Here is a 12,565-nt window from a genome sequence, read left to right on the forward strand (position 1 = left end):
GCCTTCAGGGGGCTATTGGCTCAAAACCCAATAGCGCCCTGATTTTCGTCTCGACCTCGGCCAATACCTGCGGGGACGCCCGACCCTTCAAACTTGCCTGCCGGGCGCGCCAGTCCAGGTTTTTGATTTGATCTGCCAGGACGACCGAGGGAGGGTCACCGGCAACGAACACTTCGAATGGATAGCCTTTGATGCGCGTGGTCAAAGGGCAGCACACCATCATGCCGCGCAGCCGATTATAGCGGTGTGACGACAGCACCAGGGCCGGCCGATGGCCCGCCTGTTCGTGCCCTGCTTGCGGGTCAAAGTTCAGCCAGACGATATCACCACGCGCAGGGGTGTAGACGGGCGTTACCAAAACTCTCCCCCGACGGGCCGTCCGAAATCGACGTCATCGGGTATATTGTCCGCCGTGATTTGATCGAGCAGCGAGTCCAGCGTGACTGCCGACTGCGGCACGGGTTCGATGATGATGCGGCCCTCTTCCTCGCGGACATCGACGATTTGGTCGAGTTGCAACGACATCGCTGCCATCACTGGCGCGGGAATGCGCACAGCCGCGCTATTGCCCCATTTCTTGACGAGAACTTTCATGAGGGCAATATAGGAGAATGTATCGACATATGTCGATACATTCCGGCTTGGCCCGGCTCAAATAGCCCATTCACCCGCGCGCATCACGGCCTCGGTTTCGCCGGAGGCGGAAACCCCGTCGATATCGATCTCGCCCGAGCCGATCATCCAGTCGATATGGATCAGGCTGCGATTGGCCCCGGCCTCGACCAACTGCTCCTCGGACTTATTCTCGAAATCGATGATGCATTTGTTATAGGCCTGCCCCAGCGCGATATGGCAGGCCGCGTTCTCATCATACAGCGTGTTATAGAACAGGATGCCGCTTTGCGAGATCGGGGATGAATGCGGCACCAGTGCCACTTCGCCGAGGCGGGACGCGCCGGCATCGGTCTCCAGCACCTTCTGCAGCACGGCCTCGCCCGTGCGCGCACGGGCTTCGACGATGCGCCCACCCTCGAAACGCACCGCGATATCCTCGATCAGCGTGCCCTGATAGGATAGCGGCTTGGTGCTGCGGACAAACCCGTCCACCCGCCGCGCATGGGGCGTGGTGAACACCTCCTCGGTCGGGATATTCGGGTTGCAGGTGATGCCGTTGCGCGCCTTTTCCGAGCCGCCGGCCCATTCGTGGTCATCGGCCAGGCCCACCGTCAGGTCGGTGCCTGGGCCCCGGAAGCGCAAAGCCGAGAAGCGCTTCTCGTTCAGGAAGGTCTTGCGGTCATGCAGGCGCGCGTTATGCGCGGCCCAGGCCGCGACCGGGTCGGCCTGATCGACGCGGGAGGCCGCGAAGATCGCGTCCCACAGCTTCATCACGGCGTCCGATTCGGTGGCGTCGGGGAAGACCATCCTCGCCCAGGCCGCGCTGGCGAAGGAGACGATGCTCCAATTGATATGGAAATCGACGATATGCTGCAGCGCCGGCTGATAGGCTTTGGACCGCGCGCGATTGGCACGGCTGACCTTGTCGGCGTCCTGGCCCGCCAGCAGCGCCGGGTCCTCGCCCGAAATCGCAAGCCGTGCGGCGCCGGCGCCGTAGGCCTTGGCCATGCCTTCGAACAGCCAGGCGGGGGCGGTGTCGAAACTCTCGGCCGCACCCAGTTCGAATCGTGCGAGCGTCGCCTGATCGTCGCCATAGAATGTCGTGACCAGAGACGCGCCGGCCTTATAGGCGTGGCGGGTGATCAGGCGCGCCAGCGGCAGGCTGTCCAGCGGCGCCGTCATCACCAGTTCCTGGCCGGGACGCAGGCCCAGCCCCGTCTTCACGGCGACTTCGGCCAGACGGTCGAGCTTGGTTTCAAAATCCATGACGCAATCCTCAATGACGCGACCCAAGGTCAGAACCAAATCGGCCTGCGGTCAAGTCATAGGCTGTCCCCAGGGCTGACGCGCGCGCCCATGCCGGCTATGCTCTGCGCATGAATGACGCCACGATTCTGCTTTCAGACGACGAACCCGCCCCCGTGGTCATCGACCACGCGCAAGGGACCTCCGATCTGTTCCTGACCTGCGATCATGCCGGGCGGCGTATTCCGCTCAAGCTCGGCCAGCTTGGTGTTTCGGACGCCGAGATGCAGCGCCATATCGCCTATGATATCGGCGCGCGCGCGGTCGCACTCCGCTTGGCCGATGCGCTGGACGCGACGCTGATCCGGCAGGTTTATTCGCGGCTGGTGATCGACTGCAACCGGGACCCTTCGGTGCCGAGTTCCATCCCTGAGATCAGCGAGACGACGGAAATCCCCGGCAATATCGGGCTGACGGATGACCAGCGCCTGGCCCGGCAGGTCGAGATTTTCCAGCCCTATCATGATGCGATTACGGCCGCGCTCGACGCCCGTCTGTCGAGCGGGCAGAGGACCGCCATCATCGCCGTCCATAGCTTCACGCCGGTCTATAAGGGTGAGGTGCGGCCCTGGCACGCCGGGCTGCTGTATAACCGCGACGCGCGCATGTCCCTGATCCTGAAGCGGATGCTGGAGGAGGAAGGCGGCCTCGTCATCGGCGATAACGAGCCTTATTTCGTCAGCGACCTGACCGACTACACCATCCCGGTTCATGCCGAGCGTCGGCGCCTGCCTTATCTGGAACTGGAAATCCGCCAGGACCTGATCGCGACGGAAGCCGGCCAGGCGGAATGGGCGGAAAGGTTGATCCGTCTATTGCCCAGGGTCTGGGCGGAGTTTCAGGCGAGCGTTTGATTGGATCGTCATCTGCGGGGTTTTATGGCTCATCCGCGCACTTGTTGCGCGGACCTACCCCGCGTAGCGCCTGAACGCCGTCAGGGTGCCTAACACTCCGTGAAATTCACAGCGAGACCGCCGAGCGAGGTCTCCTTATATTTCGACTGCATATCCATGCCGGTCTGGCGCATCGTCGCGATCACCTGATCCAGAGAAATGCGATGCGTACCATCGCCGTGCAGCGAGAGTGAGGCGGCGTTGATGGCCTTGATGGCGCCGAAGGCGTTGCGCTCGATGCAGGGAATCTGCACCAGCCCCGCCACCGGGTCGCAGGTCATGCCCAGGTGATGCTCCATGCCGATCTCGGCCGCGTTCTCCACCTGCAGGATGGAACCGCCGAGGGCCGCCGTCAGCCCAGCGGCGGCCATGGAGCAGGCAACACCCACTTCACCCTGGCAGCCCATTTCCGCGCCGGAGATGGAAGCGTTGATCTTGAATAAAGCGCCGATCGCCGCCGCCGTCAGCAGAAAATCCCGCATCCCTTCCAGCGATCCGTCCGGATAATGGTCGCGGTAATGGCGCAGCACCGCCGGCACCACGCCGGCCGCGCCATTGGTCGGCGCCGTCACCACACGCCCGCCGGCGGCATTCTCCTCATTCACCGCAATGGCATAGAGGCTGACGCGGTCCATCATGCTGTGCGGGGAGGGGATATTGCTGCGCGCGGCGGCGTCGATCCGGCCCAGCAGCGCGCGGGCGCGGCGGCGGACCTTCAGCCCGCCCGGCAATTCGCCTTCGCCTTCCATGCCGCGATCGATGCAATCCATCATCACCGCGATAATCGCGTCCAGCCGGCGCTCGATCTCGGCCTGTGGCAAGCGCGCGCGTTCGTTTTCCCACATCATCCCGGCGACGGAGAGGCCGGCCGCTTCACCCATGCGCAGCATCTCGTCGCCATTGGTAAAAGGATAGGGCAAGGGCACCGCGCCATCCTCGAAAGCCGCACCCACCTCATGCTCGCGGGCGATGAAGCCGCCACCGACGGAACACCATCGCTCAGCCAGCAGCACGCGGTCGTCAGCGTCCAGCGCCGTCAGCACCATCGTATTGGCATGGACCGGCGTCTCGGCCTCGGTATCGAAGATGATGTCGCGGGCAGGGTCGAATGCGATCATCTGCGTGCCGAGCGGCAGGCGATAGGCGCCGCGCGCATCGTTGATGATACGACGCGCGGCTTCGGCGGTGACGGTATCGGGCTTTTCGCCAGCCAGGCCCAGCATGACGGCGGTATCGGTCGCATGGCCTTTTCCGGTCCAGGCGAGGGACCCCAGCAGCCGTACCTCGATCCGCGCGGGCAGGCGCGGCAGGGCAGAGACGAAAGCGACGGCGGCCTTCATCGGCCCCACGGTATGGGAGGAGGAAGGGCCGATGCCGATCTTAAAAAGATCAAAAACGCTGATCATGAGGCCAATCCAGTCAGAAGACAGAAGCAGCCAGCAAGCTCAGGCGCCGAATTCGCGCATATGCTCGCGTAGAAACCCGCGGATATAGGGCGCGAAGCTGCGCCAGACCTCGATATGGAAACGGTCGGGCTCGGTCCGCCAGATCGCGAGTTCCGCCTTGCCCATGATGGTCCGCGTGCACATGCCGACCGGAAAGGTGCTGAGGTCGAAATCCAGCGGATTACCGCCCGCCAGCACGGTGGCGGCCAAGCGGCCGGACAGGCCCAGCGCGTATTGACGTTCGGAAATATCGACCAGGCTATGCGGCAGACCGGCGAGCGCGGACGCCGCCGCTGCGATGACGGCATCCGTCTCGGTGGGCAGCATCAGCAGCAACCACTCGTCGGGGCCGAGCCATAGGGCCGCCCGGCTGCCGGCAATCGCGGCGCGGCAGGACGCCTCGGGCAGAGCGAGACCGAAAGCCTCGCTCATGGCAGCGACGGCACCCGCACGGCCACGGAAATTCAAGCGACCGAAGGCGGGTAGCGTTTCCAGACGGACGCCATCGGCGTCGATCGCGGTGGTCTCGACAATATCAGACAGCATCGAGGCTTGCTCCCTCAGCGTCATAGAAGACAGGCGAGACGAGTTTGACGGCGACGGAGCCTTTCCCAGGCACCAATACTTGAAGGGTCTCGCCCATGCGGCTGCGTCCGGCTTCGACGAGTGCCAGCGCTATCGGATGGCCGAGGGCCGCGCTCATATAGGAGGAGGTCACATGGCCCAGCACCGTCATCGGCTTGGGCTGCTTCGGGTCGGCGACGATCTGCGCGCCTTCCTCCAGAACGGTGCGATTGTCGACCGAGAGCAGGCCGACCAACTGCTTGCGCTTCGGGTCCGTCATGCCCGGACGGGCGAGGGAGCGCTTGCCGACGAAATCCTTCTTTGCCTTGCCAATGGCCCAGGTCAGACCGACGTCATCGGGCGTCGCCGTGCCGTCCGTCTCCTGGCCCACGATGATAAAGCCCTTTTCGGCGCGCAGCACATGCATCGTCTCGGTGCCGTAAGGCGTGATGCTATGCTTGCGGCCTTCGGCATAAAGCGCTTCCCACACGCGGCGCGCGGCGCTGGGCGGTACGTTGATTTCAAAACCGAGTTCGCCGGTGAAGCTGACGCGGAACAGGCGGGTCTTCACACCGCAAATGCGGCCTTCGGCGATTGCCATATGCGGGAAGGCCGCAGGTGACAGGTCAATCCCCTCCACGAAGGGGGCAAGCACCTCACGCGCCTTCGGCCCCTGCAGGGCGATCACCGCCCATTGTTCGGTCGCCGAGGTCAGCCAGACATTCAGGCCCGGCCATTCGGTCTGAAGGTAATCCTCCATCATGTTCAGCACGGAGGCCGCGCCACCGGTCGTGGTGGTGACATGGAAGCGATCTTCGGCGATGCGGCCGACGACGCCGTCATCATAGACAAACCCGTCCTCCCGCAGCATCACGCCGTAGCGGCAACGCCCGACGCCGAGCTTGGTCCAGGGGTTGATATACATACGGTTCATGAATTCGGCCGCGTCCGGCCCCACGACTTCGATCTTGCCGAGGGTGGAGGCATCGAAAATGCCGAGCGCGCTGCGCACGGCCTTGCATTCGCGTGCGACGGCCGCGTGCATGTCTTCTCCCTGGCGGGGGAAATACCGCGCGCGCTTCCATTGCCCGACATCCTCGAAGACCGCGCCCTGGCCTTCGGCCCAGTGATGGATGGCGGTGCGGCGGATGGGGTCGAACAGATCGCCGCGCGCGGCGCCGGCGAAATTGCCGAAGGTCGTCGGCGTAAAGGGCGGACGGAAGGTGGTGAAACCGATCTCGGGGATGGTCTTGCCCTGGGCCTGCGCCATCACGCCCAGCATGGGCATATTGCTGGTCTTGCCCTGATCGGTCGCCATGCCGGTCGTGGTATAGCGCTTGGCGTGCTCGACGGAACGGAAGCCTTCGCGCACCGCCAGCTTCAGGTCCTTCGCCGTGCTGTCATTCTGGAAATCGACGAAGGCGCGGACGCGATTGGCGTCCCGGTTATGCGGCATCGCGCCGAGGAATGTGGAGGCATCGGCCTCAGCGCTGATGGTGACGAAAACCCGCGTCGTGACGCCGTCGCCACCGGCCGCGACGGCAGCCTCGGCGCCGGCCTTGAAACCGGTGCTCAGCGCCGCGTCCAGCCCATAGGCGCCACTGGCGGCACCGGCCGCACGCAAGGCCTGGGACGCCGCGACGGCACCCGGCACATAGGCCTGGATGGCGTCATCCCACTTTAATTTAGAGAGAGATTGCGAATACAGATGCAGGGTCGGCGTCCAGCCGCCGGCCATCAGCAGCAGGTCACAGCCGATATCCTGCGTGTTCCAGACCTTGCCGTCTTCGCCGACGGAGGCGATGGACGCGCCATCGACGCGCATCTTGCCGGACGTGCCGGCGATAGTTTTTCCGGTTTCAATGGACAGACCGGCGCGGCGGGCCGCGTCGTAACCGGAGCCGCTCGGGTTGCGGCGCAGATCGGCGATCATCGCGATCTCGACACCGGCTTCGGCCAAGGCGAGCGCCGCGCGATAGCCGCTGTCATTGGCGGCGGCGATGACGGCGCGCTTGCCCGGCTTCACGCCGTAGCGGTTGACGAAGGTTGTCGCCGCATCGGCCAGCATGATGCCGGGGCGGTCATTCTCGGGGAAGGTCAGCGGACGCTCGAAAGCGCCGGTCGCGAGCACAACCTCCTTCGCCCGCACCTGCCACATCCGCTCACGCGGCTGGGCGCTGTCCGGGCTCGCCAGATGATCGGTCACGCGCTCGACCAGGCCGACATGATTATGCGGGTAATAGCCGAAACCCGTGGTGCGCGGCAGCAGCGTCACATTGCTGAAGGTCGCCAGTTCAGCCAGCGTCTCCGTCAGCCAGACCCGAGCAGGCTTACCCGCGATCATCGATGTCGTGTCGGCGAGCAGGGAACCACCCAGCTCGCTCTGCTCGTCACACAGGATGACGCGCAGGCCGGATTCGGCGGCGGCGAGTGCCGCCGTCAGGCCAGCCGGGCCGGCGCCGATCACCAAGACTTCGCAGTGTGCGTTGCGCTGCAGATAGCGGTCCGGGTCCGGTGCGGTCGGCACTTTGCCCAGGCCGGCGGAGGCGCGGATCACCGGCTCGTAAACGCGGTCCCAGAAGCTGCGCGGCCACATGAATGTCTTGTAGTAGAAGCCGGCCGGCAGCAGGGCGGCGAAATGGTCGTTGATGCCGCCGACATCGAATTGCAGGCTGGGAAAGCGGTTCTGGCTGATGGCGCTCAGCCCTTCATACAGTTCCACCTGCGTCGCGCGCAGATTGGGTGCCGTCCGCCCGGCGTCGCGGCTGACCGTGACCAGCGCATTCGGCTCGTCCGATCCCGCCGTCATCACGCCGCGCGGGCGATGGTATTTGAAGGACCGGCCCATCAGATGCACGCCATGCGCCAGCAGGGCGGAAGCCAGCGTATCGCCGGCGACGCCGGAATAGGTCTGCCCGTCGAAGCTGAAGGACAAAGGCTTTGCGCGGTCAATGCGCCCACCGGATCGGGTTCGGAAAGGCTCGTTCACGGCTGCCACGCTGAGATTGGGTGCGAGAGAATCAGGCATCACACCGCCTCGGGGCGAAATTCGCCGGTCTTGTAACTGGCAAGGATCTGGTCGGTCGTCGTGTCGCGCACCACATTGAAGAAACGCGCGCAGCCGTGGATATGGCGCCAGCGCTCGGCGTGGATGCCGCGCTCATTGTCGCGGCTGTACAGGAAGGACGCCCATTCCTCATCGCTGAGGGGAGACGGGTCAACAGGGCGCGCGATATGCGCCTGGCCGCCGTAGCGGAATTCCAGTTCCGGCCGGGGGCCGCAATGGGGGCAGGGGATAATCAGCATGGTTCCGGCTCCCTATGCGATCAATGCGCGACGGCCGCGGCGGCGGCTTCGTCGATGAAGCGGCCGGTCACGAAGCGGTCCAGGCTGAAAGGTGCGTTGATCGGATGCGGCTCATCCTTCGCGATCGTATGCGCAAACAGATTGGCCGAGCCCGGCGTCGCCTTGAAACCACCGGTGCCCCAGCCGCAATTGACGTAAAGTCCCTTGACCGGCGTTTTTGAGATGATGGGCGAGCGGTCCGGCGTTGTATCGACAATGCCGCCCCAGTTGCGCAGCATCCGCAGGCGCCGGTACATGGGCACCAACTCGCAGATCGCATCCAGCGTATGGCTCGCGATATGCAATCCGCCGCGCTGCGTATAGCTGGTATAGGCGTCGGTGCCGGCGCCGATCACCATCTCGCCCTTATCGGACTGGCTGATATAGGCGTGGATGGTGTTGGACATGACGACGCAGGGGAAATCCGGCTTCACGGGCTCAGACACCAGGGCCTGAAGCGGAAAACTTTCCAGCGGCATACGCAGCCCGGCCATGGACATGACGACGGAGGTATTGCCGGCGGCCGAAACGCCGACCTTTTTGGTGCGGATGAAGCCGCGCTCGGTCTCCACCCCTTCGACCGCGCCAGAGGCATCGCGCCGGATGCCGGTGACCGCGCAGTTTTGAATGATATCGACGCCCATCGCGTCCGCCGCGCGGGCATAGCCCCAGACCACCGCATCATGCCGCGCCGTGCCGCCACGGCGCTGAAGCGCGCCGCCCACGACCGGATAGCGGATGTTCTGGGAGATATTCAGCGCCGGGCAATAGGCCTTGCACTCTTCCGCCGTCAGCCACTCGTTATCCACGCCGGCCGCCTGATTGGCGAAGACATGGCGCTTGAAGACCTGCACGTCATGCACCGTATGCGCCAGCATCAGCACGCCGCGCGGCGAGAACATGGTGTTGTAATTCAGGTCCTGGGACAGCGTTTCCCAGATCTTGAGCGCGTGATCGTACAGCGCCGCACTTTCGGGGAATAGATAATTGGAGCGGATGATGGTGGTGTTGCGGCCCGTATTGCCGCCGCCCAGCCAGCCCTTGTCCAGCACCGCGATATTGCGCAGGCCGTGTTCTTTCGCGAGGTAATAGGCCGCGCCCATGCCGTGGCCGCCACCACCGACGATGACCGCGTCATATTCAGCCTTCGGCTCCGGCTCACGCCAGAAGGGTTTCCATCCTTGATGGCCGCCGAGAGCATGACGAAGCAGGGATAGGCCAGAGAAGCGTTCCATATGGGCCGATCGTTTCTATGCGCGAGGTGCATTAGAGGTGCGCTGACCGCCGCACGGCAGCCAGAACGCAGGTGCCTGTAGATTTGAACGAAGGCGACGGACGCCGACAAGAGGCAAGCTAGGGGGCCAGGGGTTCGGCCAGGCCTTTGATATGGCGGCGGCCGGTACTGGCGACTGACAAGCCGACCACGCCCCAGGACCCGTCCGCCAATTGCGTGAACAGCGCCGCGCCGCTGGTGCCGGGCTCGCCGTGGCAGTCATCCATCAGCAGCCGATGTCCGCCCTGATCGACCCGGAAGCCCAGCAGGCGGCAGCGGTCCACTTGCAGGATCTCGTCATGGTCGCGGTTGTAGCCGCCGAGGAGCAGGGGGGCGCCCACGGGCGGCAAGGCTGGCGCGAATCGCACGCTGTCGGCGTCATCGCCGATCGGATGGTCCAGCGTCAAAAAGGCGCGGTCGAGGCCGAGCGTCCGCAATTCCTGCGTCGGGTCATAGCCGGGCGAGACGACGAAACTCAGCGCGCGGGCCTGATCGGCATAGGTCCCACGGTCATAGCGCCACAGGAAATGCACCGAACTCGGCTGCACGTAATGGCCCGTCACGGGCCGGAACAGGCAATGCGCGGCAGTCATGACCAGGCTTGGTGCGATCAGAAAGCCTGTGCAGCGGGTGCCGAGTTCCGTTTGCACACGCCCGATCGCCCGCCAGGGTTGGACCGCCAGATCGACGGATACCGGTTGCGCGCGGACGGGCGCCGCCAGCAATAGGCCAAGCGGGATCAGGGCTGCGGCCAGGGCAAGGATAGGACGATGCATGGACCAGACCTGGCGGTTTTGTCGGAAATTCTCAACTATCCTCGTCTGCCCCCGATAAAGGTCAGGCGATCGGGTCAGGCCGGTCCGCATTCGCTACCGATCTGGACTCCGTCGAAGGCCTGCCAGCAGACGGGCCAGACCCGACTTTGCCGGGAGTGGTTCGGGCTCCGACGGAGATGCCGCGACTGAGGGCTGCGCCGAGCGGGCCCTTTGATCTCGTTGCTTCGCGAGGATGTCATTAAAACTGCGCGGTGTCGTCGGTTGGTCCTCAAGACGCCTTCGCCACTTGGCTGCCTCGGCTTGGTCGCCTCGCTGAAGTGCGAGATCCTCCAAACCGCGAATGACCGTTGGGTCGTCCGGGCGGAATCCGATGATTAGCTTCCCGATTTCGGCGGCAGCAGCAAACTCACGGTTATTTTTCAAAATCTTAAAAAGATGCATATGGGCTTGACTAAACCCGATACTGTTTGTGACCGCTATTTTACCCCATTTGATAGCCTCGGCGGAGTTTTTTGCATTTGCATAGCGTTCAGAGGTGCAAGTCGCATAATTGATGCTCCTTTGCACAAGATAAGTCTGCCGTTCGTCGAGTCCCTCGGGGATCTTGTTGCTGAAAGCAGCAAGTTCGAGAACACTCGGCAGATCGTCAAGAGTCAGAGCGAAAATCCCGAGCGTTGTCAGCCCGTCAAGGGGAACAGAAAGGAAATGGCGATCGAATACAACGATAATAGGGAAGTTGCGTATATTTTGGACTTCCCGTGCAAGCCGCTCCAGCTTGGATACGATGCTGCCTTCGCTCTCATAATCAATTCTTGTTTCGTCAATGCATTTGATCATGAAGCGAAGGTCGTTGCATTCCACGTAGAGGTCGCGCAAATCGTTGATGGTCGTGTCGACCGCCCAACCTGCGCCAATAAACTGCCGTTCGACGGCTTTCAGGAGTTTTTTTCTCTGCGGCGGGAATGTAATCGATGCCATGACGACTAAGCTCCGGAGAAAGACAGGCTAGGCAATCAGGCTAGTTTCTCTCATCCTTGGCCCAAACGATAGAGGACATGGCGACAAAGCGGATGCGGATGCGGCAGTAGCGGATGGTCGAACTCCCTGCTCAGCCGCATGCCCAGGCGCTCCATGACAGCGCGGGAGGCCAGGTTCTGCGGCACCGTCAGGGCCAGGATTTCATCGAGCTTGAGGGTCTCGAACCCGAAAGCGACGGCGGCGCGGGCGGCTTCGGTCGCATAGCCAAGACCCCAGAAGCTGCGCGTCATCCGCCAGGCAATCTCGACCGCCGGGGTGAAATCCGCGTCAAAGCGCATGCGTTGCAACCCGAGGGCCCCGACGAATTCACCCGTCTCGGCCAGTTCCACGACCCATTTTCCGAATCCGTCCCGGGACCATTGCTCGCGCGTACCTATAATATAAGCGTCGCTCTGGGCGCGCGTCATTGGCCCCCCAAGGAAACGCATCGTCTCTTCATCCGCGTTTTGCGCGGCGAAGGGCGCGGCGTCGCGCGCCTCCCAAAAGCGCAGACGCAGGCGTGACGTGCGAAGTTCAGGCCAGGGGCCAGGCGCGGTCTCAATCATGGCTTCTCTTGCCCGGCCCTTGGGTTTCGATCAACCGACCTTCACGTTCCGCGTCCAGAGGTCGTCAATGCGCAAACCACCCCGGAACCGGGCTCGTCTGGTGCCTGGCGCCAAATTCTCCCATGCTTGACGGTAGGGTTTAAAGAGGATGCCGCAGAATGACTGACACCCCGCGCTTCGGCATGACCGTTTGCGGCATTGAGGAACTGGGCAGTCATGCGGGCCTGGCGGCGACGCATGTGCTCTCCATCCTCGACCCCGATCATCCGGTGCCGGAGGCTTTCGGCCAATATGGTGAGCATGCGAAGCTGGAACTCCGCTTTCACGATATCATCGACCCGCAGCCCGGCATGATCCTGCCGTCGGAGGCCGATGTCGCGGCTATCCTGGCTTTCGGCAGGCAAATGCAGGCGGAAGTGCCGGCGGCGAGGCTTCTGGTGCATTGCCATGCCGGCATATCCCGGTCGACCGCCGCCATGGCGCTGATCATTGCCCAGGCGATGCCCGAAACAGCGGCCGCCGCCGTGCTGGAACAGGTTCACGGCTTGCGGGAAAAAACCTGGCCTAATCTCCGGATGATCGAGCTCGGCGATCGCGCGCTGGGACGGCGCGGCAGCCTGGTCGCGGCGGCCTTCGCCCTTTACCGGCTGCAGATCGAAAAGCGCCCGCATGTCGCGGAGTTCATGGAAAAAGGCGGCCGTGGACGGGAGGTTGCAGGCGCCAGATTGCTGAGCCCATTAGATCTCTAGCGGGGTATCATCCAGGC

13 protein-coding genes are annotated in these 12,565 nt (G+C 63.6%); 2 read left to right on the forward strand and 11 right to left on the reverse strand.

Features of this window, described 5'->3' with window-relative positions:
* Positions 1–4: 4 nt before the first annotated feature.
* Genes mazF through ACELLULO517_RS16370 form a run of 3 tightly spaced genes read right to left on the reverse strand, consistent with a single transcriptional unit; the run spans position 5 to position 1,881 of the window.
* Positions 5–358 (reverse strand): endoribonuclease MazF, encoded by a 354-nt coding sequence (gene mazF, locus ACELLULO517_RS16360; protein WP_227308479.1) that lies wholly within the window; start codon positions 356–358, stop codon positions 5–7.
* Positions 352–594 carry an AbrB/MazE/SpoVT family DNA-binding domain-containing protein gene (locus tag ACELLULO517_RS16365; protein WP_227308480.1) on the reverse strand — a complete coding sequence of 81 codons (243 nt, stop codon included), beginning with the start codon at positions 592–594 and terminating at the stop codon, positions 352–354. Before ACELLULO517_RS16365 ends, mazF begins: the two co-directional genes overlap by 7 nt.
* Positions 595–651: 57 nt before the next feature.
* On the reverse strand, positions 652–1,881 hold the full coding sequence (locus ACELLULO517_RS16370) for an aminopeptidase (RefSeq protein ID WP_227308481.1): 1,230 nt from the start codon (positions 1,879–1,881) through the stop codon (positions 652–654).
* Positions 1,882–1,991: 110 nt separating this feature from the next.
* Between ACELLULO517_RS16370 and ACELLULO517_RS16375 the strand changes: the two genes are divergently transcribed.
* Positions 1,992–2,774, forward strand: a complete 783-nt coding sequence (locus ACELLULO517_RS16375; RefSeq protein WP_227308482.1) for an N-formylglutamate amidohydrolase — start codon at positions 1,992–1,994, stop codon at positions 2,772–2,774.
* An 89-nt stretch (positions 2,775–2,863) separates the two neighbouring features.
* Here the strand turns inward: ACELLULO517_RS16375 and ACELLULO517_RS16380 are convergent, their stop codons facing one another.
* From ACELLULO517_RS16380 to ACELLULO517_RS16415, 8 genes are all read right to left on the reverse strand, one after another.
* Complete coding sequence (locus ACELLULO517_RS16380) at positions 2,864–4,219, reverse strand: L-serine ammonia-lyase (RefSeq protein ID WP_227308483.1); 1,356 nt, start codon at positions 4,217–4,219, stop codon at positions 2,864–2,866.
* Between the two features lie 39 nt (positions 4,220–4,258).
* Complete coding sequence (locus tag ACELLULO517_RS16385) at positions 4,259–4,804, reverse strand: sarcosine oxidase subunit gamma (protein ID WP_227308484.1); 546 nt, start codon at positions 4,802–4,804, stop codon at positions 4,259–4,261.
* Complete coding sequence (locus ACELLULO517_RS16390) at positions 4,794–7,850, reverse strand: sarcosine oxidase subunit alpha family protein (protein WP_227308485.1); 3,057 nt, start codon at positions 7,848–7,850, stop codon at positions 4,794–4,796. Before ACELLULO517_RS16390 ends, ACELLULO517_RS16385 begins: the two co-directional genes overlap by 11 nt.
* Positions 7,850–8,128 carry a sarcosine oxidase subunit delta gene (locus ACELLULO517_RS16395; protein WP_227308486.1) on the reverse strand — a complete coding sequence of 93 codons (279 nt, stop codon included), beginning with the start codon at positions 8,126–8,128 and terminating at the stop codon, positions 7,850–7,852. The genes ACELLULO517_RS16390 and ACELLULO517_RS16395 overlap by 1 nt, the downstream gene beginning before the upstream one ends.
* A 20-nt stretch (positions 8,129–8,148) precedes the next feature.
* The gene (locus ACELLULO517_RS16400; RefSeq protein ID WP_227308487.1) at positions 8,149–9,402 is read right to left on the reverse strand and encodes a sarcosine oxidase subunit beta family protein; all 1,254 of its coding nucleotides are present in this window, start codon (positions 9,400–9,402) and stop codon (positions 8,149–8,151) included.
* A 118-nt stretch (positions 9,403–9,520) separates the two neighbouring features.
* Positions 9,521–10,216 carry a trypsin-like serine peptidase gene (locus ACELLULO517_RS16405; protein WP_227308488.1) on the reverse strand — a complete coding sequence of 232 codons (696 nt, stop codon included), beginning with the start codon at positions 10,214–10,216 and terminating at the stop codon, positions 9,521–9,523.
* Positions 10,217–10,309: 93 nt separating this feature from the next.
* Positions 10,310–11,194, reverse strand: coding sequence for a tetratricopeptide repeat protein (locus tag ACELLULO517_RS16410; RefSeq protein ID WP_227308489.1), 885 nt, complete (start codon positions 11,192–11,194; stop codon positions 10,310–10,312).
* A 50-nt stretch (positions 11,195–11,244) separates the two neighbouring features.
* Complete coding sequence (locus ACELLULO517_RS16415; RefSeq protein WP_227308490.1) at positions 11,245–11,799, reverse strand: GNAT family N-acetyltransferase; 555 nt, start codon at positions 11,797–11,799, stop codon at positions 11,245–11,247.
* Between the two features lie 158 nt (positions 11,800–11,957).
* Between ACELLULO517_RS16415 and ACELLULO517_RS16420 the strand changes: the two genes are divergently transcribed.
* Positions 11,958–12,548, forward strand: coding sequence for a tyrosine phosphatase family protein (locus ACELLULO517_RS16420; RefSeq protein WP_227308491.1), 591 nt, complete (start codon positions 11,958–11,960; stop codon positions 12,546–12,548).
* Positions 12,549–12,565: the final 17 nt, after the last annotated feature.

The organism is Acidisoma cellulosilyticum (genome assembly GCF_020621385.1).
Lineage (GTDB): Bacteria > Pseudomonadota > Alphaproteobacteria > Acetobacterales > Acetobacteraceae > Acidisoma > Acidisoma cellulosilyticum.

Bases quoted from the DNA above. Each gene is read 5' to 3' on its own strand.
- ACELLULO517_RS16395 (WP_227308486.1), bottom strand. From the start codon at position 8,128: ATGCTGATTATCCCCTGCCCCCATTGCGGCCCCCGGCCGGAACTGGAA.
- ACELLULO517_RS16385 (WP_227308484.1), bottom strand. From the start codon at position 4,804: ATGCTGTCTGATATTGTCGAGACCACCGCGATCGACGCCGATGGCGTC.
- ACELLULO517_RS16370 (WP_227308481.1), bottom strand. From the start codon at position 1,881: ATGGATTTTGAAACCAAGCTCGACCGTCTGGCCGAAGTCGCCGTGAAG.
- ACELLULO517_RS16390 (WP_227308485.1), bottom strand. From the start codon at position 7,850: ATGCCTGATTCTCTCGCACCCAATCTCAGCGTGGCAGCCGTGAACGAG.
- ACELLULO517_RS16375 (WP_227308482.1), top strand. From the start codon at position 1,992: ATGAATGACGCCACGATTCTGCTTTCAGACGACGAACCCGCCCCCGTG.
- ACELLULO517_RS16415 (WP_227308490.1), bottom strand. From the start codon at position 11,799: ATGATTGAGACCGCGCCTGGCCCCTGGCCTGAACTTCGCACGTCACGC.
- ACELLULO517_RS16405 (WP_227308488.1), bottom strand. From the start codon at position 10,216: ATGCATCGTCCTATCCTTGCCCTGGCCGCAGCCCTGATCCCGCTTGGC.
- ACELLULO517_RS16410 (WP_227308489.1), bottom strand. From the start codon at position 11,194: ATGGCATCGATTACATTCCCGCCGCAGAGAAAAAAACTCCTGAAAGCC.
- ACELLULO517_RS16365 (WP_227308480.1), bottom strand. From the start codon at position 594: ATGAAAGTTCTCGTCAAGAAATGGGGCAATAGCGCGGCTGTGCGCATT.
- ACELLULO517_RS16380 (WP_227308483.1), bottom strand. From the start codon at position 4,219: ATGATCAGCGTTTTTGATCTTTTTAAGATCGGCATCGGCCCTTCCTCC.
- ACELLULO517_RS16400 (WP_227308487.1), bottom strand. From the start codon at position 9,402: ATGGAACGCTTCTCTGGCCTATCCCTGCTTCGTCATGCTCTCGGCGGC.
- ACELLULO517_RS16420 (WP_227308491.1), top strand. From the start codon at position 11,958: ATGACTGACACCCCGCGCTTCGGCATGACCGTTTGCGGCATTGAGGAA.